Here is a 22,546-nt window from a genome sequence, read left to right as displayed (position 1 = left end):
GGGGCTTGAGGTCCGTGAGCGGCGCGCGCACCAGCCCGCCGTCGTGGCCCACCAGCTTGGCCCCCGCCTTGATGATGGAGACGCCATAGCCCTCCACCCGGTTGCGGATGGCCAGATACGGCATGAAAAACTCCTTGAGCAAGCGGTGCTGCGTGGCCATGTCGTCGGCCGCCACAGCTTTGTAGAACTCCATCGCGGTCTTGGGGATGAAGTTGAACACCGCAGACGAATACACCGGCGTGCCCAGCGCCTTGTAGGCCGCTGCATAGACCTCGGCCGTGGGCAGACCGCCCAGATAGGAAAAGCGGTCGCCCATCTTCATGTAGATCGAAGACATGACCTCGATGTTGCCCACCCCGTCCTTGAAACCGATCAGGTTGGGGCAGCGCTCGGCCAGGATGGCCAGCGAATCGGGGGTCAGCTTGGTGCGGTCGCGGTTGTAGACGATCACACCGAACTTCACGCTCTTGCAGACCTGCTCGACATGGGCGATCAGGCCCTCCTGGCCGGCTTCGGTCAGGTAGTGGGGCAAGAGCAGGATGCCATGGGCCCCCAGGCGCTCGGCCTCTTGCGCATGGGCAATGGCGGTGCGGGTGGGGCCACCGGCGCCGGCAATGATGGGCACCTTGCCGCGGCAGGTGTCCACGGCCGTCTTGATGACCTGGCTGTACTCCGCACCGGCCAGCGAGAAGTACTCCCCCGTGCCGCCAGCGGCAAACAGGGCGCTGGCACCGTAGGGGGCCAGCCACTCCAGGCGCTCGATGTAGGACTTGGGACGGAATTCACCCTGCTCGTCGAAGTCCGTGATGGGGAAGGACAGCAGGCCGGAGCCCATGATGGTTTTGAGGTCTTGGGGGGTCATGGTGTCCGTGGTCAATTCGTGGTGATTCGATGTCAATGCCTGAATGTTAACGTTGTCATTGTCGTACAACATGGGGCAAACCCTTGGTTTTGAGTATTTCTTGGCAGCTGCTTGAGTGCCCGACAAAGACTTTCAAAACCACCGTTGGCCGAAGCGCCGCGCTCGCCATGGCTCCGCCTTGGACACAGGAGGCGAACAATGGACCGGGCACCGCAACAGCGGGATGGCTTTTGCCGCGCGGCCTGAATTTCGACGCGCCCACATGCCTTGATGAGCGTGTGGTGAGTACGCCCAAAACACCGAGGCCGCACACCACCACAGCCACCTCGTGCGTAGGCTTTGCCCCATTGGCGCACTCCCCGATCTCTTACAAAATCCAGGCGGCCGTCTTCCTGCACGAACACCAATGACAATGACCACCGCCTCACTGGACCTCTTCCTCGCCCAATCGTCGTGGACCTCTTGCCTGACCGATGAGGAGGCTGCGCGCATGCGCAAGGCAATCACGGTCCGCAGCTTCCCCGCTGGCAGCACGGTATTTACACGTGGCACGCCGACGGTCCACTGGGCCGGGGTGATGGAAGGAATGCTGAAGCTCGACAACATCACCGAAGAAGGCCGCATCAGCACCTTTGCGGGCGTGCCCTCGGGTGCCTGGTTCGGCGAGGGATCGGTGCTCAAGGACGAGCCCCGGCCCTATGCCGTGACAGCACTGACGGACAGCGTGGTGGCCCTGCTGCCGCGCAGTGAGTTTCTGCGGCTGCTGCACGAAAGCCATCCGTTTGCGCTGTGGCTGATCGGGCAGCTCAACGCACGCCTGGCGCACTATGTGGCGCTGGTGCAGACCGACCGGCTGGGCGACACCACGGCGCAGGTGGCGCACAGCCTGTCGGGGCTGTTCAACGATGCACTGTTCCCCAACACCGCGCGGCGCATCACGCTGTCGCAAGAGGAACTGGGGCGCCTGTCGGGCGTGTCGCGCCAGGTGGCCAACCGGGCGCTGCAGGAGCTGCAGGACCGGGGCGCGATCCGCCTGGGCTATGGGTCGATCGAGGTGATCGACCTGAAGGTATTGCAGGCCATCGCGCGAGAAGGCTGAACACTCAGCCTGCAGACTCTGCCGGCAACTGCGCCAGCTTTGTGATGGCCTCGCGGCTGCCCGCGATCTCGCGCAGGCGAAACTTCTGGATCTTGCCCGTGGCCGTGCGCGGCAGCATGTCGAAGACGACCTGGCGCGGGCACTTGAAGCGCGCCAGGTGGGCACGGCAGAAGTCGATCAGATCCTCGGCGCTCACGCTGCCCACCGCATCGGGCTTGAGCTCCACGAAGGCGCAAGGCACCTCGCCCCAGCGTTCGTCGGGCTGGGCCACCACGGCGGCCAGCAGCACGGCGGGGTGGCGGTGCAGCACGTCTTCCACCTCCACCGAGGAGATGTTCTCGCCGCCCGAGATGATGACGTCCTTGGAGCGGTCGGTGATCTGCACATAGCCATCGGGGTGCAGCACCGCAATGTCCCCGGTGTGGAACCAGCCGCCGGCAAAGGCCTTGGCCGTGGCGCCGGGGTTCTTGAGGTAGCCCTTCATCACCGTGTTGCCGCGCAGCATGATCTCCCCAGCCGTCACCCCATCGGCCGGCACGGGCTGCAGCGTGTCGGGGTTGAGCACCTGCAGGTGCTCCAGCGCCGCGGCGCGCACGCCCTGGCGCGCCTGCAGCTGGGCACGCCCGGCCTCGGGCAAGGCCGCCCAGCCGGGCTGACGCACGCAGCTCACGGGCGTGCCCGAGACTTCGGTGATGCCGTACACGTGGTCCACATCAAAGCCCATCGCGGCAATCGCCTGCAGGATGGCTGCGGGGGGCGGCGAGCCGGCCGTGAGCACGCGCACCGGGCGCGGCAGCGCGATGCGCTCGTGCGCCGGTGCATTGGCCAGCATGGCCAGCACCGTGGGCGCGGCGCAGAAATGGTCCACCCCGTGCGCGGCAATCGCCTCGAAGATGGCCTTGGCCGTGACCTTGCGCAGGCACACATGCGTGCCCGCCGCCGCCGTGACGGCCCAGGTGAAGCACCAGCCGTTGGCGTGGAACATGGGCAGCGTCCACAGGTACACAGGGTTGCGCGGCATCGCCCAGTCGGTCATCTGCAGCAGGCTCATGAGGTAGGCGCCACGGTGGCTGGGCACCACGCCCTTGGGGTCGCCCGTGGTGCCCGAGGTGTAGTTCAGTGCGATCGGGTCCCACTCGTCTTCGGGCCACAGGCCGGCAAAGGCCGGGTCGCCTTCGGCCAGCAGGGCTTCATAGTCGAGTGCGCCGAAGGCCGGCTGCGCGGGCAGGCCCGCGTCGTGGATGGCGACCACCAGCGGTGGCTGCGCCAGGCCAGCGACGGCCTGGGCCGCCAGCGCCGCAAACTCGCTGTCCACCAGCAGCACACGCGCCTCGCCGTGGCGCAGGATGAAGGCAATCGCCTCGGCGTCGAGCCGGCAGTTGATGGCGTTGATGACCGCTCCGCAGAGGGGGATGCCCAGGTGCGCCTCCAGCATGGCGGGCGTGTTGGGCGCGAGGATGGCCACTGTGTCGCCGCGCTGCACGCCGCGCCGCGCCAGCGCGCTGGCCAGGCGGTAGGCGCGCTCGCGCGTCTGCGCCCAGGTCTGCGTGCTGCCGCCATGCACCACGGCAATGCCCTGCGGGTGCACCTGCGCGCTGCGGTCCAGAAAGCCCAGCGGCGTGAGCGGCAGGTGGTTGGCGGGGGTGCGCTCCAGACCGTGCTGGTAGGGGCTGCGGGGCGCTCCGGGCGTTGTGGCGGTTTGCATGGGGTTGTCTCCTGTGGTTTTTTACGCGTGGAAGGTGGTGAACGACTCGACGCTCTCGCGTTCCGTCACGAGCGTGTTCTCGATGCAGGCGGGGTTGGCATGGCCCAGGCCCATGCCGCAGACCACCATCTCGGTGTCGGGGATGCCCAGCTCGGCATGGATGACCTGGTGGAATTTGGTGAACGCCACCTGCGGGCAGGTGTCGAGCCCACGCGCGCGGGCCGCCACCATCAGGCTCTGCAGGAACATGCCGTAGTCGAGCAGGCTGCCGGCCTGCAGCGCACGGCTCACCGTGAAGATCAGCCCCACGGGCGCATCAAAGAAGCGGTAGTTGCGGCCGTGCTGCGCGTGCATGCGCGCCTTGTCGCCTTTGGCGATGCCGAGCAGGCCATACAGGTCCCAGCCCACCTTGCGGCGCCGGTCCACATAAGGCGACACCCAGTCGAGCGGGTAATAGTGGTAGGGCTCGGTGAGGGCCCCGGCCGCATTCCCATCGTTGTCCACGGCGGCGATGGCGGCACTCAGCCGCTCCTTGGCACTGCCCGTGAGCACATGCACGCGCCAGGGCTGGGTGTTCATGCCCGAGGCCGCATGGCGCGCCACGTCGAGGATCGCATGCACCTCCCCCAGCCCCACCGGCGTGGGCAAAAAGGCGCGGATGCTGCGCCGCGAGACAATGGCCCAGTCCACAGCCCGTTTGAGCGCAGGAGCAGGAACGGGTGCGGTCGAATCCCGTGGCACGGAGTGTGCAGTGGGCGATGGAGGCGTCGGTGAACAGGTCATGGCGGCATGCTAGGCAGGGATGCCGCTTGTGACTGTCGATGCAATGACATTTGGCGGGATTCACCCGGCGCCCAGGTCTGAGAACCTGTTCTTATAGACTCCCCGCATGCCTGCAGCCCTGCCTCCCGCCCCCCCGTTTACCGCCACGCGCGACCGCCCCGTGGTCACGCTGCGCGAGGTGGCCGAGCGCGCGGGGGTGTCGATGATCACCGTCTCGCGCGCAATCAACACGCCGCAGCAGGTGTCCGAGCGCACGCGGGTGCGCGTGCAGGAAGCCGTCTCCGCCATGGGCTATGTGCCCAACCTCGTGGCGGGCGGCCTGCGCTCGGCGCGCAGCCATGTGGTCACGGCGCTGGTGCCCACCCTCACAGGGCCCTTGTTTGGCGAGATGGTGCAGGCGCTTACCGATGCGCTGGAACTGCGCGGCTTTCAGGTGATGGTGGGCCAGGTGGGCTATGCACACTCGCGCGAGGACGAGCTGCTGCGCGCCATCGTGGGCCGGCGGCCCGATGGCATTGTGGTCACCGGCATCATGCACTCCCCCGAGGGGCGGCGCCTGCTCGCAGCATCGGGCATCCCCATCGTGGAGACCTGGGACTTCACCGACACCCCCATCGACATGCTGGTCGGCCTGCGGCACGAAGCGCTGGGCGCGGCGGTGTGCGAGCACCTGCACGCCCGGGGCCGGCGCCGGCTGGCCCTGCTCAGCGGTGGCGACGAACGCGCCGCTCGGCGCGCGCAGGGCTTTGCGGCGGCGGCGCAGCGCCTGGGCCTGCGCGCACCCACCGTGCGACTGGGCAAATCGCCCACCACCCACGCCGACGGCCGCGAGGGGCTGGCGGCCCTGCTGGCCGACACGCCCGACATCGACGCCGTGTTCTGCAGCTCGGACATGCTCGCCCTGGGCGTGCTGACCGAGGCGCGCGTGCGGGGCATCGCCGTGCCGCAGCAGCTGGCGGTGATGGGCTTTGGCGACATCGACTTCGCGCAGACCGTGAGCCCCAGCCTGTCCACCGTGCGCATCGACGGCACCCGCATGGGGCAGACGGCAGCCCAGTGGATCGCCGACCGCGCCGACGGCAAGGCCGTGGCCGCGCCCGTGGTGGACATCGGTTTCTCGGTCATTGAACGGGAAAGCACGTAGCAGCGCGCAGGCGCTACACCCCGCCCCGCACCACACCCGCCAGCTTCTTCACCAGCGGCTCCATGGCCTGCACCGGCACCTGTGCATAGCCCAGCAGAAAGCCGCGCCAGGGCTGCGCGCGCAGGCCCACGGCGTGCAGGCTCAGGGCCGGCGCCATGATGCCGTGCCGCGCCATGAGGCGCGCGCTCAGCGCCACGTCGTCCACGCGGCCATCGTGCAGGCGCAGGGCCAGGTGCATGCCGGCCGTGCCGCCGTGTACCGTGGCTACATCACCCAGATGCTCAGCCAGCGCGGCCACCAGCGCATCGCGCCGCTGGCGGTACAGGCGGCGCATGCGCCGCAGGTGCAGCGCAAACTGGCCGCTCACGATGAACTCCGCCAGCGCCCGCTGGTCGGCCGTGCGCCCGCGCGGCGCGGCACGGTCCAGCAGCAGGGCCAGCGCGGGCGCCAGGGCCGTGGGCACCACCATGAAGCCGATGCGCAGGCCCGGGAACAGCGTCTTGCTGAAGGTGCCCAGGTAGAGCACGGGCGCATCGGGCGCGAGGCCCTGCATGCAGGCCAGCGGCGGGCCGTCGTGGCGGAACTCGCTGTCGTAGTCGTCCTCGATCACCAGCGCACCGGCCTGGCGCGCGCCGTCGATCAGCGCCAGGCGCCGCGCCAGGCTCATCACGCTGCCCACCGGGTACTGGTGCGAGGGCGTGGTGTAGATGAGCCGCGGGCGCTGGCGCAGCCAGTCGCTGGCGGCCGGTGCCATGCCCTCGCCGTCCACCACGATGCCCACCGCCTTGAGCTGCGCGGCGCGAAAGGCCGCCACCGCGCCCTGGTAGCCCGGGTTCTCCATCCACACCTTGTCGCCCGCGTCGGCAAAGGCGCGGGCACACAGGTCCAGGCTGCCTTGCGTGCCATCGGTGATGAAGACCTGCGCGGCGTCCACCAGCGCGCCGCGCGCCACGCGCAGGTGGCCGGCAATGGCCTCGCGCAGCGCGGTCTCACCCGCCGGGTCGGCGTAGTTGAGCTCTGCGGGCTTGAGCGTAGCCCAGGCTTTGTCCAACATCCGCCGCCAGCGCAGCACCGGGAACTCACCCAGCGCCGGCACGCCCGGCGCGAACGCGGCCGAGGTCTCGGAGCCCGGCAGCGCCGGCATGTTCTGCGCGCGCCGCGACAGGCTGGCACGCGGTGCGGGTGCCTCTGGCCGGGGCACGGCGGCCACCAGCCGCCCGGCCAGCGGTGCCACCACGCTGCCGCGCCGGCTGGCGAGGATGAAGCCCTCGCTCGCCAGCTGCTCGTAGGCATACAGCACGCTGTTGCGCGCCACGCCCAGCTCCGCGGCCAACGCGCGGCTGGCGGGCAGGCGTGCACCGCTGGCCAGGGTGCCGCTGCGTATGCCCTGGCGCAGGCACTCGTGCAGCTGGCGCTGCTGCGGCCAGCGGGCGTGCGCCGGTTGCGCCTGGAAGGCCGTGAACAGCAACTGGAATTCCATGGTGTTTCTGTGGCCCTAAAAAATAATGGTGCCGTGGGTCTTATTCTGGCACCACGCAGGTCCTACATTTCGCTCCCTCAGCAACTTCCCAACCGGAACCACGACCCGTGAACGACACCTCTTCCGCCCCCCTGCCCCCGACCGACCGCACCCGCATCCGCCGCGCGGCCGAGAACGCCCGCTACGACCGCGCCACGCTGCACGCCATCATCGACGCGGCCTACCTGTGCCACGTGGCCTTTGCCGACGACAAGGGCACGCACTGCATCCCCACGGCCTGCTGGCGCGAGGGCGAGCACCTGTACATCCATGGCTCCAACGGCGGGCGCCTGATTAAGTGGCTGGGCCAGGGCATTGAGGCCTGCGTGACCATCACCCACCTGGATGGCCTGGTGCTGGCGCGCTCGGCCTTCAACCATTCGATGAACTACCGCTCAGCCATGGTGTATGGCCGTTTCGAGCCCGTGGCCGACAAGCACGCCTCGCTCGCGGCCTTGATGGACCACCTGGCCGTGGGCCGCCAGACCGAGATCCGCGCGGGCAATGACAAGGAATTCGCGGCCACCACGGTGCTGCGCATCGCCCTCGATGAAGCCGCCTGCAAGGTGCGCAGCGGCCCGCCGGTGGACGATGCCGAGGACATGTTGCACCCGGTGTGGGCCGGCGTGCTGCCGCTGGTGCAGGTGCGCGGCGCGCCCGTGGCCGACCCGCTGAACGCGGTGGCCACGCCGGGCTATGTGGCGGCCTGGGCTGCGCAGACCGCCTGAAGGCTCAGGCCTTGTAGATCAGCGCGGCCGCCCGCGCTTCCATGGCCAGGCCCTGGCCCACGGGGCCCAGGCGCTCGGCTGTCTTGGCCTTCACATTGACCTGGTCGGGCTCCACTTCGAGCGCCCTGGCGATGCACTCGCGCATGCCAGGGATGTGCGCAGCCAGGCGCGGGGCCTGGGCCACCACGGTGCTGTCCACATTGCCAATGGTGTAGCCCGCAGCGCGCACGCGGCGCGCGGCCTCGGCCAGCAGCACGGCCGAATCGGCCCCTCGGAACTGGGCGTCGGTGTCGGGGAAATGCCGGCCAATGTCACCCAACCCAGCCGCACCCAGGATCGCGTCGGTGATCGCGTGCAGCAGCACGTCGGCATCCGAGTGGCCCAGCAGGCCCATGGTGTGGGGAATGTGAACGCCGCCGATCACCAGCGGGCGCCCCGGCACGAGGGCATGCACATCCCACCCTTCCCCGATTCTGAAATTCATGTGTTCCTTTGCCTCGCTCCCGTCCGGGGCGGATTAGAAAATCGTCTTGCGCCCCGTCTCGCTGGCGCCATGCCCACGCTCGCCGCCAAAACGGGCCAGCGTGGTGCCATAGCCGCGCTGGGCCAGCACGGCCTCGGCCAGCGCGAAGTCGTCGGGGTAGGTCACCTTGAAGTTCTGCGCACCGCCGGGCACCAGGCGCGGGTGCAGGCCCATGGCCTCCATGGCGCTGGCCTCGTCGGTCACATTGGTGCCCACCTTGGCCAGCGCGTCCTGCAGCGGGCCGATGCGGAACATCTGCGGCGTCTGCGCCAGCCATTTGTTGCTGCGGTCCACGGTGGAGGCCACGCGCACGCCGCCCGGGCCGTCGATGGAGGTCTTGAGCGTATCGGCCAGCTGGTGGGCCAGCAGGCCGCCCACGGAATCGTGCACACAAGCGTCGATGAGCCGGTCGATCTGCTCGGCCGTGACCAGGCAGCGCGCGGCATCGTGCACCAGCACCCAGTCGTCGCGGTCAGCGCCGTGCTCCAGCAGGGTTTTGATCCCGCCCTGCACCGTGGCCGCGCGCGTGGGGCCGCCACATGGGGCCACAAAAAACGAGGGATGGGCGTGGGCCTCCAGGAAGTGGTCCCCCGGCGCCACGGCCACCAGCGTGCCTGCGAGCCGGGCCACGCCGGCAAATGCAGCCAGCGTGTGCATGACCATGGGGTGGCCCGCGACCAGGTGGTATTGCTTGGGCAGGGGCGGTGGCGCGGGCTCACCCGCCGCACCGGCCAACGCGCCAAAGGCCGACACCGTGCTGCCTGCGGGTGCCGCAGGCGGCGCGGCCACGGCCCGCGAACCCACGCCCGCACAGGGCACCAGCGCCCACAGGCGCCCCGGCACGGACATGGGCGCATGGGGAGCGGCGAGCGAGGGTTGCAGCAGCGGGTCGATGGTCATGGGGGGCCCATTTTAGGAGGATGCACCTTGCGCGGCGAGCTGGTGCCTGGCTTGGCACCGGCCGCCGGGGGGCGGCATGCAACACGCCTCGCCGTGGATCACTAAAATGCCCCGTTGCCCCCGATCCAGCCCGTGCGCGCTCCGCGCCCCTGGGGATGCGGTGGCCCCGACGACCGACTCCATCCGCATGGAACTGCCCAAACTCTCCCCCGGAAAACGCTTCACCCTGCCCCGCCCCGTGGGCAGCGCCGATTCGCTGCTGCTGGCCCGCCTGGCCGAACGTGACAAGGCCGCCGGCCGCACCACTGCCATCGTCACGGCCGACGCCACCGATGCGCAGCGCCTCATCGAGGAAATGGCGTTTTTTGCGCCCAGCTTGCGCTGCGCCCTGTTCCCCGACTGGGAGACGCTGCCCTACGACACCTTCTCGCCGCACCAGGACCTGATCAGCGAGCGCCTGGCCACGCTGTGGCGCATCAGCCAGAAGGACAAGGACACCGGGGCCGACGTGGTGCTGGTGCCCGCCACCACGGCGCTGTACCGGCTGGCGCCGCCGTCCTTCCTGGCTGGCTACACCTTCCACTTCAAGGTCAAGCAAAAGCTCGACGAGGCGAAGTTCAAGGCCCAGCTCACGCTGGCCGGCTACAGCCATGTCTCGCAGGTGGTGAGCCCGGGCGAGTACGCGGTGCGCGGCGGACTGATCGACCTGTTCCCCATGGGTTCGCTGGTGCCCTTCCGGGTGGACCTGTTCGACAACGAGATCGACAGCATCCGCACCTTCGACCCCGACAGCCAGCGCAGCCTGTACCCCGTGCCCGAGGTGCGCCTGCTGCCCGGCCGCGAGTTCCCCATGGACGACGAGGCGCGCGCCAAGTTCCGCAGCCGCTGGCGCGAGATGCTCGAGGGCGACCCGACCAAGAGCCGCATCTACAAGGACATGGGCAACGGCGTGGCCACGGCCGGCATCGAATACTACCTGCCGCTGTTCTTCGACGACACGGCCACCGTGTTCGACTACCTGGGCGGCGAGGCCACTGTCGTACTGCACGGCGACCTGGAACCCGCCTTCCAGCGCTTCTGGCAGGACACCAAAGACCGCTTCCGCCTGGTGCAGGGCGACCCCGAGCGCCCGGCCCTGCCGCCCGAGTCGCTGTTCCTCTCGGCCGACCAGTTCTACACGCGCGCCAACGAACATGCCCAGCTGTCGCTGCGCCCCGGTGTGCAGGACGTGGACGACAACCCGCACTTCCACAAGCTCGGCGACCTGTCGGTGGTGCGCGGCGCCGAGGACCCGCTGGCCCGCCTGCACGCCCACATCCGCAACACCCAGCACCGCGTGCTGCTGCTGGCCGAAAGCGATGGCCGGCGCGAAAGCCTGCTCGACTTTCTGCGCGCCAGCGGGGTGAACCCGCCGGCCTTCGACTCGCTGGCCGAGTTCCAGGGCACGGCCGACGAAAAGGTGGGCATTGCCACCGCCGGCCTCACCGTGGGTTTCAGCTGGGTCGAGGACGGCATCGACTTCGTCACCGAGACCGAGCTCTTCGCCGCCGGCCCCACCACGCGCCGGCGCAAGAAGCAGGAGCAGGTGAGCGACGTCGAGGCCCTGATCAAGGACCTGGCCGAACTCAACGTGGGCGACCCCGTGGTGCACAGCGCCCACGGCATCGGCCGCTACCGCGGCCTGGTCAACATGGACGTGGGCAACAAGAACCCCGACGGCACGCCCGCCATGCAGGAGTTTCTGCACCTGGAGTACGCCGACAAGGCCGTGCTCTATGTGCCGGTGAGCCAGCTGCAGCTCATCAGCCGCTACACCGGCGTGAGCGCCGACGAGGCGCCGCTGCACAAGCTGGGCAGCGGCCAGTGGGAAAAGGCCAAGCGCAAGGCCGCCGAGCAGGTGCGCGACAGCGCGGCCGAGCTGCTCAACATCTACGCCCGCCGCGCCGCGCGCGAAGGCCACGCCTTCCGCTACAGCCCGCAGGACTACGAGACCTTTGCCAACGACTTTGGCTTCGACGAAACGGCCGACCAGAACGCCGCCATCCATGCGGTGATCCAGGACATGATCAGCCCCCGCCCCATGGACCGCCTGGTTTGCGGCGACGTGGGTTTCGGCAAGACCGAGGTCGCCCTGCGCGCGGCCTTCGTGGCCGTCACGGGGGGCAAGCAGGTGGCCTTCCTCGCGCCCACCACGCTGCTGGCCGAGCAGCACTATCAGACGCTGGTGGACCGCTTCAGCAAGTGGCCCGTGAAGGTGGCCGAGGTGTCGCGCTTTCGCTCGGGCAAGGAGATCACCTCGGCCATCAAGGGCATCGGCGACGGCACGGTGGACATCGTGGTCGGCACGCACAAGCTGCTCTCCGAATCCACAAAGTTCCACAACCTGGGCCTGCTCATCATCGACGAGGAGCACCGCTTCGGCGTGCGCCACAAGGAGCAGATGAAGGCCCTGCGCGCCGAGGTGGACGTGCTCACCCTCACGGCCACGCCCATCCCGCGCACGCTGGGCATGGCGCTCGAAGGGCTGCGCGACCTGTCGGTCATCGCCACCGCGCCGCAGCGGCGCCTGGCGATCAAGACCTTTGTGCGCAACGAGGGCACCGGCGTGATCCGCGAAGCGGTGCTGCGCGAACTCAAGCGCGGCGGGCAGGTGTACTTTCTGCACAACGAGGTGGAGACCATCGAGAACCGCCGCCAGAAACTCGAAGAGATCCTGCCCGAAGCGCGCATCGCCGTGGCCCACGGCCAGATGCCCGAGCGCGAGCTTGAACGCGTGATGCGCGACTTCGTGGCCCAGCGCTACAACATCCTGCTGTGCTCGACCATCATCGAGACCGGGATCGACGTGCCCACGGCCAACACCATCATCATGAGCCGCGCCGACAAGTTCGGCCTGGCGCAGCTGCACCAGCTGCGCGGCCGCGTGGGCCGCAGCCACCACCAGGCGTACGCCTACCTCATGGTGCCCGACACCGAGGGCCTGACCAAGCACGCCGCGCAGCGCCTCGATGCCATCCAGCAGATGGAGGAACTGGGCAGCGGCTTCTACCTGGCCATGCACGACCTGGAGATCCGTGGTGCCGGCGAGGTGCTGGGCGAGAACCAGAGCGGCAACATGCTGGAAGTGGGCTTCCAGCTCTACAACGAGATGCTCAACGAAGCCGTCAAGGCGCTCAAGGCCGGCAAGGAGCCCGACCTGCTCTCGCCGCTGTCGGTCACCACCGACATCAACCTACACGCCCCCGCCCTGCTGCCCGACGACTACTGCGGCGACGTGCACCTGCGCCTGTCGTTCTACAAGAAGCTGGCCACGGCCAAGAACCCCGACCAGATCGACGGCCTGCTCGAAGAGATCGTGGACCGCTTCGGCAAGCTGCCGCCGCAGGCCCAGACCCTCATCGACGTGCACCGCCTGCGCGTGCTGAGCCAGCCCTACGGCGTGGTGAAGGTGGATGCCGCCCCGGGCGTCATCCACATCACCTTCAAGCCCCAGCCGCCCATCGACCCGATGCGCATCATCGAGCTGATCCAGAAGAACAAGCACATCAAGCTCGCGGGCAACGAGAAGCTGCGCATCGAGCGCGAACTGAAGGAGCCTAAGGACCGGGCGCAGATGGTGCGGGACATCCTGCGGTCGCTGGGGCAGCCGGTGGCGGCCTAGTGCCGCTCAGATATGGGTCAAATGGGCACCTAGCGCCTATTCAACAAGCGCTAACAGCTATCAAAATCATAGTATGTGGATGGAAGCCGCGCTGGCCCTGATCGCTCTTGCCGCCGCGCTGGCGGCCCGCCCCTGGCGGCTGCTGGCCAGCCGCCAGCCCTTGGCGCATGAAACGCATGGCGCCCCCGCCGCGCTGTGGACGCCGCTGCTCGCCACCCTGGTCCTGCTGCCCTGGGCCTGGGCCCTGCCCACGCTGCACCGCATGCCGCTGCAACTGCAGTGGTCGGGCGCGTGCCTGGTGCTGCTCATGCTGGGCTGGCCACTGGCCGTGCCGACGCTGCTGACGGTGGGCGCCATTGCGGCGTGGGTCTCGCCCGGCCTCGGCGGGTGGGATGCGCTGGGCATCGCTGTGTGGCAGGGCGTGGTACCCGCCACGCTGGCCCTGCTGCTGGGCGTGGTGCTGCGCCGCCTGGCGGGCGCGGGCGCGCTCGCCGGTGTGCGGGCCTTTGTCTATGTGCTGGGCCGGGGATTTTTGGGCACGGCGCTGTGCCTGTTCGTGGCGGGCACGCTGTCGCAGTGGAGCGGCCACACGCTGCCGGGCGTGGGCGAACAGCTCTCGCTCGTGGCACGCTGGCTCATGGCCTGGGGCGACGCGGTGGTCACCGGCATGCTCTGCGCAGTGTTCGTGGCCTTCAAGCCCGAATGGCTGGCCACCTGGTCGGACGATCTCTATCTCAATGCAAAAAACGACTGAAGGGCTTGCTGATCAAGCGCAACAAGCTATCAAAAGAGAAGTACCTCCCAAGCCCCCTGCGGCGCACCGCCCGCGTGGGATGCATGGGAGGGTGGCACGCCCTAGTCCGCCGCCACGCCCTTCACCTGCCCTCGGAACCCCCAGTTGTTCTCCAGCCCCACGGTCACGGCCTTGCCGCCGCTCTCGAATTGCAGCTTGACCACGGTGACCTCGCCATCGGCCACCGAGCGTGAGATGAGCTGAAAGGTCTGCGCGTCGAGCCAATGGCCCTTGACGGCGATGACCGCATCGGGCCCTTGCGCAGCGGTGCGGTACAGGCCGTCCAGGCCCAGGGGGCCGGCAACGGGCTCGCGGGGCAGACCGGGGCGGCTGCCGTCGAAGCTGACCTCGTAGCGCGGGTTGGCGGGGGTCAGGTCCAGCACCAGGCGCTGGATGCCCATGCCGTTGCGCTCCAGCACCCAGGCCTTGCGGGAAACGGTGGCGGCCAGCTCGGGCGTGGACGCGGGAAGGGCACTGGGCTTTTCCTGTCCGGCATCGCGGATGCGGGCGGCCAGTTGCTCCTGTGCGGCAGCGTCGGCGGGCAGGGGCTCGCGCGAGCGCGCAGCGGCGGTGATCTGATCGATGAACGCGGGCAACGGGTAGTTGCGCCGGCCCGTGACGGCCACGACCACGTCGGTGTCGGGCAGCACCACGATGAGCTGACGGTTGAAGCCGGCCGTGAAAAAGGCGCGCTTGGACGGGATGCTCCACCAGCCATTGGCATAGCGGAACGCTGGCCCATTGCCGCCAAAGCCCATGTCCACCACGGGATTGAAGACCTGCTCCACCCAGGCGGCGGGCAGCAGCTGGCGGCCGTTCCACTGGCCTTTGCGCAGGTAGAGGTAGCCGATGCGCGCCATGTCGCGCGGGTGCAGGTACAGGCCCCAGCCGCCGACCTCGATGCCCTGCGGGTCCTTGCGCCAGCGCACGTCGCTGATGCCCAGCGGGCCGAACAATCGCTTTTGTGCATAGGCCAGGGTGCTGCCGCCGGTCTTGTGCGCGAGGATGGCCGAGAGCAGGTGGGTGTTGCCGCTGTTGTAGTTGAAGCCCGCGCCGGGCGCCTGGGCCATGGGGCGGTCGAGCACAAAGCCTTGCCAGTCGCGCGCGCGGCCCAGCTGCAGCATGGTCTCGGGCACGGCGTCGCTGAGCGGCTCGATCCAGTGCAGGCCCGAGGTCATGTCGAGCAGGTGGCCCAGGGTCATGGCCTTTTTGGAGGCATCGGCGTTGGCGACCTTGCGATCGGCAAAAAATTCGAGCACGGGCGCGTCGCGCGAGGCGATCAGCCCGTCCTGGATGGCCATGCCGGTGAGCGTGGCGACCACCCCCTTGGTGGTGGAGTTGACGGCATGCTTGAGCCCCTCGCGATACGGGGCGTAGAAGGCCTCGGCCACCAGGCTGCCATGGCGGGTGACGAGCAGGCTGTCCATGCCCTGCGCGGCGCCAAAGTCAACGAGTTTGGCCAGCGCGGCAGAGTCCATGCCCTGGGCCTCGGGCGTGCTCTCGGCCCAGTCGTCACCGGGCCAAAGGGTGGTGGCCGCAGTGGTTGCCGATGTGGCAGAGGGTGCGGGCGCAGCAGCGTCCTGCTGCGCCCCGGCCGTGAAAGGTGCGGCGGCGCCGGCCAGCAGCACGGCCGTGGCCTGCCTGCGGTTGATGGGTGTTGCGGCAGCTGTCCCCGCCGCCCTGCAGTGCGCTTGCATGGCCATCACCAGCCTCCCTGTGTGCATGTTGTGCCGGAATCATATGCGGGTGGCTATGCGGACCCTGGCCCCCTTTGGAGAGACTGTTGCCGTTTGCCCACGGCGGGTGGCTGCGGGGGTGGCAGCAACCCCTCGCAGGCGGATCGCAGCCAGGCCAACACGGTGTGGAAAACGCCGTCTCCATCCTCGGCCGCGCGCGGCGCCATGAGCTGGTAGCAGCTGCCATCGGCCACGAAGCCGCGCGGCGCACACAGCACGCCGCTGGCCAGGTCGTCGGCCACCAGGGCCAGCGGGCCGATGGCCACGCCGGCACCGGCCACGGCGGCCTGCAGGCTCTGGTAGAAGTGCTCGAAACGGATGGCGCGCGTGGGCTGCAGCGGTGTGCCGGCCAGGGCGGCCCAGGTGTCCCAGGCGCCCGGCCGCGTGGCGGTGTGCAGCAGCACGCCCTGCAGCGGGGCACCTTGCTGCCGCCCCAGGGTGGCCGCCACATCGGCGCGGCACACGGGGCCAATGTGCTCATTCACGAAGGGCTCGGCCAGCACATCATCGGCCAGCGCAAAGTCGTTGCGTCGGATGGCCAGGTCGATGCCGTCGCGCTCGAAGTGCACTACGCCGCCGGCCGAAACCAGGCGCAGCTCGCGCTCGCCCCCTACGGCAGCCTGCAGCTGCGCCAGGCGCGGGATGAGCCAGCGGATCAGCAAGGTGGGCTCGCACGACAGCACCAGTGGCCGGCCCGGCCCCGCGCTGCGGCGCGCACGCGCCAGGGCCGCGCGCAGCCGGTCGAGCGCACCGGCCACGTCCTGGGCCAGCACCTGGGCTGTGGGCGTGGGCAGCACCGCGCGGCTGCTGCGCTGGAACAGATCGAAACCCAGGTCGCTCTCCAGCTCGCGCACGGCGCGGCTCACGGCGCCGTCGGTCAGGTGCAGCTCGCGCGCGGCGCGCGAGACGCTGCCATGGCGCACTGTGGCCTCGAAGGCGCGCAAGGCGGACAGCGGGGGCAGACGGGTGTCTGGGGGCATGGCTTTAATGATTGAGTTCTGCTCAATCATGCATGAGATCAAATCGGTTTTCTTCATTTAAGGCAAAGGGCACATTCACGGCTTCTGACTGAATGACATGCAAACAACGATGACAACTGCAGCGAACGGCGCCCAGCCCCTGGCCATCACCATGGGCGACCCGGCCGGCATCGGCCCCGAGATCATTGCCCAATGGGCCGCAGCACGCGGCAAGGGGGCTGCGCCGTATGTGGTGGTCGGTGACGTGGGCGCCCTGCGGCGCGCGGTGGCCACCGTGGGCGTGCCATTGAAGGTGCAACCCGTGGGAGACCAGTTGGAGGGGCTTCAGGCAGCCTTGCAGCAAGGCGCCCTGCCCCTGCTGCAGGCCTGCGCGCCGCTGCCGGCCGACCTGCCCATGGGCCGCGTGGATGCGCGGGCCGGGGCCGCAGCGCACGCCTGCGTGCAGCGCGCCATCGACCTGGCGCTGGCGGGCCGGGTGGCCGGCATCGTGACCGCGCCGCTGCACAAGGAGGCGCTGCGCGCCGCCGGCGTGCGCCACCCCGGGCACACCGAAATGCTGGCCGAGCGATCGGGCACCACCGACTTCGCAATGGTGCTGGCCAATGGCGAGCTGCGCGTGCTGCTGGTGTCCATCCACCTGGCGCTGCGCGATGCGATTGCCGCCGTCACGATGGAGAACGAGCTGCGCGCCATCCGCCTGGCGCACCGCGCCTGCCGCGCCCAGGGCATCGCGCAGCCGCGTGTGGCGGTGGCCGGGCTCAACCCGCATGCGGGCGAAGGCGGGCTGTTCGGCCACGAAGACCGCGAGGTCATTGCCCCCGCCATTGCCGCCGCGCGGGCCGAGGGCATTGACGCCACGGGCCCCTGGCCGGGGGACACCGTGTTCATGCGCGCACGCCGGGGCGCGTTCGACATCGTGGTGGCGCAATACCACGACCAGGGTCTGATCCCCGTGAAATACCTGGGCGTGGACCAGGGCGTGAACATCACCGTGGGCCTGCCCTTTGTGCGCACCTCGGTGGACCACGGCACGGCCTTCGACATCGCGGGCACGGGCCGGGCCGATGCATCGAGCCTGGGGCATGCGGTGGACCAGGCTGTGGCCATGGTGACGGCCGCACCGGTACCGCCGCCACCCGCGCAACCGTTGCCGGAATTCATCTTCATGCTCACCCGGCACGACCAGACCATCGCCGACGCCCTGGCGCAGTTGCCCGCCGTGCTGGCCGCCGGGGTGCGGCACATCGGCTTCAAGGACATCGGCCTGCCCTGGGCGGCGCTGCAGCGCCTGGCCGATGCCATCCGCGCGGGCGGCGCGGTGAGCTACCTGGAGGTAGTGAGCCAGGACGAAGCCAGCGAGGTCGCATCGGCCCGCGCCGCCGTGGCGCTGGGGGTGGACGTGCTGATGGGCGGCACCCGGCCCGAGGCGGTGCTGCCGCTGCTCGCCGGCACCCCCATCCGCTACTACCCCTTTGCCGGCCAGGTGGTGGGCCACCCCAGCGTGCTGCAAGGCACGGTGCAGGACGTGGTGGCCAGCGCGCGCCGCATCGCCGCCCTGGAGGGTGTGCATGGGCTGGACCTGCTGGCCTACCGGTTTGCCGGTGGTGCCGGCGACGTGCCTGCGCTCATCGCCGCCGTGGGCGCCGCGGTCAACAAGCCCGTGGTGGTTGCCGGCTCCATCGACCGCGCCGAGCGCATCGCGGCCGTGGTGGCGGGCCGGGCGGCAGGCTTCACCGTGGGCACGGCGGCGCTAGACGGCGCCTTCCCCAGCCGCGGGCCGGGGCTGGCCGCGCAACTGCATGCCATCCATGCCCTGCGGGCCGGTGCGGCGGGGGGCGACTGAGTGGCGACGAAGGGGCGGGCGCGGGCGATACCATTGCGGGTTCTAACCCCCGCATTTGCCACGAGCGCCTTGCCATGAAAAACGCCACCGAAATCGCCCCCGGCCTTGTTGTCCAGGGCATCGAGCCCCCGCTGTCCCTGTCGAGCTACAAGCTCATCGCCTTCGACATGGACTCCACCCTCATCAACATCGAATGCGTGGACGAGATCGCCGACGCCGCCGGCCGCAAGGCCGAGGTGGCCGCCATCACCGAGGCCGCCATGCAAGGGGTCATCACCGACTACAAGGAAAGCCTGCGCCAGCGCGTGGCCCTGCTCCGGGGCGTGACGGTGGCCCACATGGAGCAGGTGTTCAGCGAGCGCCTGCGCTTCAACCCCGGTGCCAAGGAACTGATCGCCGCCGCCAAGGCCGCGGGCCTGACCACGCTGCTGGTCTCGGGCGGCTTCACCTTCTTTGCCGACCGCGTGAAGGCCGGCCTCGGGATCGACTTTGCCCGCTCCAACAGGCTCGAAGTGGAGAACGGCCTGCTCACCGGCCGCATGGTGGACCAGGCCTGGGGCGACATCTGCGACGGTGCCGAGAAGCGCCGCACCCTGCTGGAAGTGGCCTCGCTCATGGGCATTGACCCCTCACAGGCGATTGCCGTGGGCGACGGCGCCAATGACCTGCCCATGATGGGTGCGGCCGGTCTGTCGGTGGCCTACCACGCCAAGCCAGCCGTGCGCGCACAGGCCAAGGTGGCCATCAACCAGGGCGGTCTCGACCGCCTGCTGGAAGTGCTGCGCTGAGCCCCTGGCGCAGCGCACGCACTGTGTGCCGCGCAAAAATTTACTACTGTTTTTATAGCTTAGAGCGCTTGCCTATCAAGCGCCACAAGCAGTTCTTACTCAAACCCCGGAGCGTCCGGCAACCCTGGCACGGGTTGCGGCGCACGGCGGGCCGTGCCATTGCGGGGCACCGCCACGGTGGGCAGCAGCCCCCGGGCCAGGGGTGAGGCGGGCGCCATCAGGTCGGCCAGCGTCACGCCGTCCAACACCGCCAGATAGGCCTGCATGGCCTGGCCCAGCACGCCCTTGAGGCGGCAATGGCTGCTCAGGCGGCACTGGTTGGTGGCGGGGTCAAAACATTCCACCAGGTTGAAATCGGTCTCCGTGGCACGCACCACCGCCCCGATGTTGATGGCGGACGCGGGCCGCATCAGCCGCATGCCGCCCCCCCGGCCCCGCGTGGTCTCCAGCATGCCCAGGGCAGACAGCTGCTGCACGATCTTCATCAGGTGGCTGCGGGAGATGCCATAGCCCTCGGCCACCTCCGTGATGGTGACGGGCTGGGCCCGCCCCTCGGTGGCCGCGCAGTACATCAGCACGCGCAAGGTGTAGTCGGTCCATTGGGTCAGGCGCATGGGGTTTGCCGCAGGTCAATTAAAAAGATGCACTCAGTCTGAATTTTATTGGATAAAATATTCACATCAAATGAATCTTTAAAGGACCACCCCATGAACGCCCGCATCGACACCTTGCCAGCCGCCCCGTCCGCCCTCAGCACCGCCCAGCAGATCGGCCAGATTGCCGTGCAGCTGCCCGGTGCCACGGCGGTGTTCCGGCGTCTCAAGCTGGACTTTTGTTGCGGCGGCCAGGTGAGCCTGGCCCAGGCTGCGGCCGACAAGGGGCTGGATGCCAACGCGGTGCTGGCAGAGCTGGCCGCCCTGCAACGCAGCGACGCCGTGCCCGAGGCCGCTTCGCCCAGTGCGCTCATCGACCACATCCTGGCGCGCTACCACGAGGTGCACCGCCAGCAGCTGCCCGAATTGATCCGCATGGCCCGCCGCGTAGAGGCCGTGCACCGCGACAACCCCCATGTGCCCGCCGGGCTGGCCGACCACCTGGAAACCATGCACGAAGAACTGCTCTCGCACATGCTCAAGGAAGAGCAGGTGCTGTTCCCCATGCTCAAGAGCGGCGGCAACCCCTTTGTGGGCCAGCCCATCGGCATGATGCGCGCCGAACACGTGGACCATGGCGAGGCCCTGGACAAGCTGAACGCCCTGACGAACGACGCCACGCCCCCGCAAGGCGCCTGCAACACCTGGCGCGCGCTCTACGCCGGCATCGCCCAGCTGGGCGACGACCTCATCAACCACATCCACCTCGAAAACAACGTGCTGTTTCCGCCGTTCGAAGCCAGCGCGGCGCCTTCGCAAGGTTGCGGTCCGTCAGGCTGCGCCTGCAGCGGTGGGGGCACACTGCAGGCATGAACCTGCCAACGCGCCCCTCCAACGAACCCGAGGCCCTCGTACCGCCCAGCGTGGAAAGCATCACGCGGCTGGTGCATGGCTTTTACGGCGACGTGCGCCAGGACCCGCTGCTCGGCCCTGTGTTTGAAAAAGCCCTGCACGGCCAGTGGGACGCCCACCTGCAGCGGCTGGTGGACTTCTGGAGCACCGTGGCACTGGGCACGCGCAGCTTCAAGGGCGATGTGTTTGGCAAGCACATGGTGCTGGAGGGCGTCACACCCGCCCACTTTGCGGCCTGGGTGGGGCTGTGGCAGCAACACACCAGCCGCCTGTTCGCCCCCGAGGTAGCGCGCGATCTGCAGGTGGCGGCGCATGGCATTGCGCGCAACCTGTTCCGGGGCTATTTCGGTAGCGACCCGGCCTTTGCGGCCCCCCGCGCAGACGGGCACGCCCATTCTTGACCCTGGCCCGCAGAATGCGCGGCAGCAGGCCCGAACAAGGGCCTGGAACCGCGGCTGCAAAACACCTACTTGCCTTTGGAGCCCGGCGTGAAGAACAGCGCCAGGCCCACGGCGATCAGCGCCACCGGCCACCACACCCGCAGCAACTCGCGCAGGCTGATGCTGATCAGTCCCAGGTTGGTCAACAGAAAAAACACGCCCAGCACGACCAGAACGATCGCCGCGATATTGCCCTTCATGTGCATTCCCTCGAAGTGGTTGTCGGTATGGTGGCAGCCATTATGGTGGAGGCGCCTCCACGCCCAGGGACGCAGCAGCCCACGCCCGCCGCAGATCAGCGGCCGCGCAGGGGCTGTAGCAGCTCCGACAGACCGTTGTGGTCGATCTCGTGCATCAGCGCCAGCAACTGTCCCAGCTCACCCCGGGGGAAGCCCTCGCGCGCAAACCAGTTCAGGTAGTTGCCTGGCAGGTCGGCCAGCAGCGTGCCCTTGTGCTTGCCATAGGGCATCTGCAGGGTGACCAGGCGCTGCAGCTTGTCGGGGTCGATGGCCTGCATCAGCCCCCCGCGCGCTTGACCTTGTGGCCCAGCTTCTGCAGCGCGGCCATCACGCGCTCGACATGGTCGCCCTGCACCTCGATCACGCCGTCCTTCACCGTGCCGCCGCTGCCGCAGGCGGCCTTGAGCTGCTTGCCCAGCTGCTCCAGGGCCGCAGCATCCACCAGCACGCCCTTGACCAGCGTGACGGCCTTGCCGCCCCGGCCCTTGGTTTCGCGCGAGACGCGCACGATGCCGTCGCCCGTGGGCAAGGGCTTGTTCTGTTGGCAGATGCATTGCGCCACGGGCTGGCGGCAGCCCGGGCACATGCGGCCCGACTCGGTGGAATAGACCAGGCCGCCCAGGTCGGCAAAGGACTTCATCGCTTGTGCTCCACTTCGTTTTGCAGCATGTGAAAGTCCAGCAGGCGCGTGGCCAGCAGGGTTTCAGTGAAAAAACACACCAGCGCCAGAAGGAACGACACCACCCCCGCCAGAAAGCCGCCCACCGCAAAGCGGTTGGCCTGGAAGTCGGTGGTCTCGCCCAGGAACAGCAGGATGATGGTGATGCCGATCAGGAACGCACAGAAGGTGAGCAGGCCGATGCAGCCATTGGCCAGCCGCCCCCGCAGCTGCAGGTCGGCCAGCTCCTCGTAGGCGCGGGCCAGGAACTCGGGTTCGGCCTTGTCCCTGGCGCGGTCCTCGATCACGCGGGCCCGGTCGATGATGCGGGCCAGCCGGCCGGCCACCGCGCCGATCATGCCGGACACGGCCGTGAGCAGGAACACGGGGGCCACCGCAAGCTGGATGCCATGGGTGATGGTAGAGGTGTCAAGGGTCAAGGCCATGGGTGCTGAAGGCAGAGAAAAACAGGAGGGGGGAAAAGCACGCGCTCCCGATTATCGGCGCCGATGGCACAGGGCCAAGGCCCCGGCAGCGCCCCACGGAGGACCAGGAACCTGTTCAAGGCGACAATCTCCCCCTGTCTATCCTCCGTTCGCGCTGCCGTGCGTACCCTTTCCAACGCCGCGCCAGCGCCCCG

General features: G+C 68.9%; 22 protein-coding genes. 9 read left to right on the top strand and 13 right to left on the bottom strand.

Annotated elements, in window-relative coordinates; genetic code table 11:
* A partial coding sequence (gene kdgD / locus DBV10_RS09875; protein ID WP_124513067.1) for a 5-dehydro-4-deoxyglucarate dehydratase occupies positions 1-862 on the bottom strand: 862 nt, incomplete at its 3' end.
* 406 nt (positions 863-1,268) lie between these two features.
* On the opposite strand from kdgD, the gene DBV10_RS09870 reads away from it, so the two are divergent.
* A complete protein-coding gene (locus DBV10_RS09870) occupies positions 1,269-1,961 on the top strand; it encodes a Crp/Fnr family transcriptional regulator (protein ID WP_124513065.1) in 693 nt (230 codons plus the stop codon).
* A 4-nt stretch (positions 1,962-1,965) separates the two neighbouring features.
* Here DBV10_RS09870 and DBV10_RS09865 read toward each other — a convergent pair whose 3' ends face one another.
* Together DBV10_RS09865 and DBV10_RS09860 are read right to left on the bottom strand one after the other, a co-directional pair.
* Positions 1,966-3,666 carry an acyl-CoA synthetase gene (locus tag DBV10_RS09865; protein ID WP_124513063.1) on the bottom strand — a complete coding sequence of 567 codons (1,701 nt, stop codon included), beginning with the start codon at positions 3,664-3,666 and terminating at the stop codon, positions 1,966-1,968.
* A 21-nt stretch (positions 3,667-3,687) separates the two neighbouring features.
* The gene (locus DBV10_RS09860; RefSeq protein WP_233589870.1) at positions 3,688-4,449 is read right to left on the bottom strand and encodes a nitroreductase; all 762 of its coding nucleotides are present in this window, start codon (positions 4,447-4,449) and stop codon (positions 3,688-3,690) included.
* A gap of 106 nt (positions 4,450-4,555) precedes the next feature.
* Between DBV10_RS09860 and DBV10_RS09855 the strand changes: the two genes are divergently transcribed.
* Positions 4,556-5,593, top strand: coding sequence for a LacI family DNA-binding transcriptional regulator (locus tag DBV10_RS09855; protein WP_124513061.1), 1,038 nt, complete (start codon positions 4,556-4,558; stop codon positions 5,591-5,593).
* Between the two features lie 13 nt (positions 5,594-5,606).
* Here the strand turns inward: DBV10_RS09855 and DBV10_RS09850 are convergent, their stop codons facing one another.
* Positions 5,607-7,073, bottom strand: coding sequence for a PLP-dependent aminotransferase family protein (locus tag DBV10_RS09850; protein ID WP_124513059.1), 1,467 nt, complete (start codon positions 7,071-7,073; stop codon positions 5,607-5,609).
* Between the two features lie 107 nt (positions 7,074-7,180).
* Between DBV10_RS09850 and DBV10_RS09845 the strand changes: the two genes are divergently transcribed.
* Positions 7,181-7,840, top strand: a complete 660-nt coding sequence (locus DBV10_RS09845; RefSeq protein ID WP_124513057.1) for a pyridoxamine 5'-phosphate oxidase family protein — start codon at positions 7,181-7,183, stop codon at positions 7,838-7,840.
* 4 nt (positions 7,841-7,844) lie between these two features.
* On the opposite strand, the gene ispF is transcribed toward DBV10_RS09845, so the two are convergent.
* The gene (gene ispF, locus DBV10_RS09840; RefSeq protein ID WP_124513055.1) at positions 7,845-8,324 is read right to left on the bottom strand and encodes a 2-C-methyl-D-erythritol 2,4-cyclodiphosphate synthase; all 480 of its coding nucleotides are present in this window, start codon (positions 8,322-8,324) and stop codon (positions 7,845-7,847) included.
* A 33-nt stretch (positions 8,325-8,357) separates the two neighbouring features.
* Positions 8,358-9,263: a 2-C-methyl-D-erythritol 4-phosphate cytidylyltransferase gene (locus DBV10_RS09835; RefSeq protein ID WP_124513052.1), complete on the bottom strand. Its 906-nt coding sequence runs from the start codon at positions 9,261-9,263 to the stop codon at positions 8,358-8,360.
* Between the two features lie 187 nt (positions 9,264-9,450).
* Between DBV10_RS09835 and mfd the strand changes: the two genes are divergently transcribed.
* Together mfd and DBV10_RS09825 are read left to right on the top strand one after the other, a co-directional pair.
* Complete coding sequence (gene mfd / locus DBV10_RS09830; RefSeq protein WP_124513050.1) at positions 9,451-12,924, top strand: transcription-repair coupling factor; 3,474 nt, start codon at positions 9,451-9,453, stop codon at positions 12,922-12,924.
* 73 nt (positions 12,925-12,997) lie between these two features.
* Positions 12,998-13,678: a hypothetical protein gene (locus tag DBV10_RS09825; RefSeq protein ID WP_124513048.1), complete on the top strand. Its 681-nt coding sequence runs from the start codon at positions 12,998-13,000 to the stop codon at positions 13,676-13,678.
* Between the two features lie 101 nt (positions 13,679-13,779).
* Here the strand turns inward: DBV10_RS09825 and DBV10_RS09820 are convergent, their stop codons facing one another.
* Both DBV10_RS09820 and DBV10_RS09815 read right to left on the bottom strand, forming a co-directional pair.
* Positions 13,780-15,420 carry a serine hydrolase gene (locus DBV10_RS09820; RefSeq protein WP_124513046.1) on the bottom strand — a complete coding sequence of 547 codons (1,641 nt, stop codon included), beginning with the start codon at positions 15,418-15,420 and terminating at the stop codon, positions 13,780-13,782.
* Between the two features lie 47 nt (positions 15,421-15,467).
* Complete coding sequence (locus DBV10_RS09815; protein ID WP_124513044.1) at positions 15,468-16,433, bottom strand: LysR family transcriptional regulator; 966 nt, start codon at positions 16,431-16,433, stop codon at positions 15,468-15,470.
* Between the two features lie 109 nt (positions 16,434-16,542).
* Here DBV10_RS09815 and pdxA point away from each other — a divergent pair, with 109 nt between their 5' ends.
* Entirely contained in the window at positions 16,543-18,276 is a 1,734-nt protein-coding gene (gene pdxA, locus DBV10_RS09810; protein WP_199740076.1) for a 4-hydroxythreonine-4-phosphate dehydrogenase PdxA, read from the top strand.
* Positions 18,277-18,350: 74 nt separating this feature from the next.
* A complete protein-coding gene (gene serB, locus DBV10_RS09805; RefSeq protein WP_124513040.1) occupies positions 18,351-19,064 on the top strand; it encodes a phosphoserine phosphatase SerB in 714 nt (237 codons plus the stop codon).
* 95 nt (positions 19,065-19,159) lie between these two features.
* Here the strand turns inward: serB and DBV10_RS09800 are convergent, their stop codons facing one another.
* Positions 19,160-19,678 carry an Rrf2 family transcriptional regulator gene (locus tag DBV10_RS09800; protein ID WP_124513038.1) on the bottom strand — a complete coding sequence of 173 codons (519 nt, stop codon included), beginning with the start codon at positions 19,676-19,678 and terminating at the stop codon, positions 19,160-19,162.
* Between the two features lie 93 nt (positions 19,679-19,771).
* Here DBV10_RS09800 and ytfE point away from each other — a divergent pair, with 93 nt between their 5' ends.
* Together ytfE and DBV10_RS09790 are read left to right on the top strand one after the other, a co-directional pair.
* Positions 19,772-20,530: an iron-sulfur cluster repair protein YtfE gene (ytfE, locus tag DBV10_RS09795; RefSeq protein WP_124513036.1), complete on the top strand. Its 759-nt coding sequence runs from the start codon at positions 19,772-19,774 to the stop codon at positions 20,528-20,530.
* Positions 20,527-20,970, top strand: a complete 444-nt coding sequence (locus tag DBV10_RS09790; RefSeq protein ID WP_124513034.1) for a group III truncated hemoglobin — start codon at positions 20,527-20,529, stop codon at positions 20,968-20,970. Before ytfE ends, DBV10_RS09790 begins: the two co-directional genes overlap by 4 nt.
* A gap of 65 nt (positions 20,971-21,035) precedes the next feature.
* Here DBV10_RS09790 and DBV10_RS22890 read toward each other — a convergent pair whose 3' ends face one another.
* The 4 genes from DBV10_RS22890 to DBV10_RS09775 all read right to left on the bottom strand — a co-directional run bounded on the left by DBV10_RS22890 (position 21,036) and on the right by DBV10_RS09775 (position 22,352).
* The gene (locus DBV10_RS22890; protein ID WP_198509199.1) at positions 21,036-21,209 is read right to left on the bottom strand and encodes a LiaI-LiaF-like domain-containing protein; all 174 of its coding nucleotides are present in this window, start codon (positions 21,207-21,209) and stop codon (positions 21,036-21,038) included.
* Positions 21,210-21,304: 95 nt separating this feature from the next.
* Positions 21,305-21,517: a DUF3820 family protein gene (locus DBV10_RS09785; RefSeq protein WP_124513087.1), complete on the bottom strand. Its 213-nt coding sequence runs from the start codon at positions 21,515-21,517 to the stop codon at positions 21,305-21,307.
* A gap of 8 nt (positions 21,518-21,525) precedes the next feature.
* Positions 21,526-21,888, bottom strand: a complete 363-nt coding sequence (locus tag DBV10_RS09780; RefSeq protein WP_124513032.1) for a translation initiation factor Sui1 — start codon at positions 21,886-21,888, stop codon at positions 21,526-21,528.
* Entirely contained in the window at positions 21,885-22,352 is a 468-nt protein-coding gene (locus DBV10_RS09775) for a DUF2721 domain-containing protein (RefSeq protein ID WP_124513030.1), read from the bottom strand. Before DBV10_RS09775 ends, DBV10_RS09780 begins: the two co-directional genes overlap by 4 nt.
* Between the last annotated feature and the right edge of the window lie 194 nt (positions 22,353-22,546).

Origin of the sequence: Acidovorax sp. FJL06 (assembly GCF_003852545.1) — a bacterium.
Lineage (GTDB): Bacteria > Pseudomonadota > Gammaproteobacteria > Burkholderiales > Burkholderiaceae_C > Acidovorax.
Note: the sequence above shows the minus strand (reverse complement) of the source record. Positions and strands in the feature narration are given on the sequence as shown.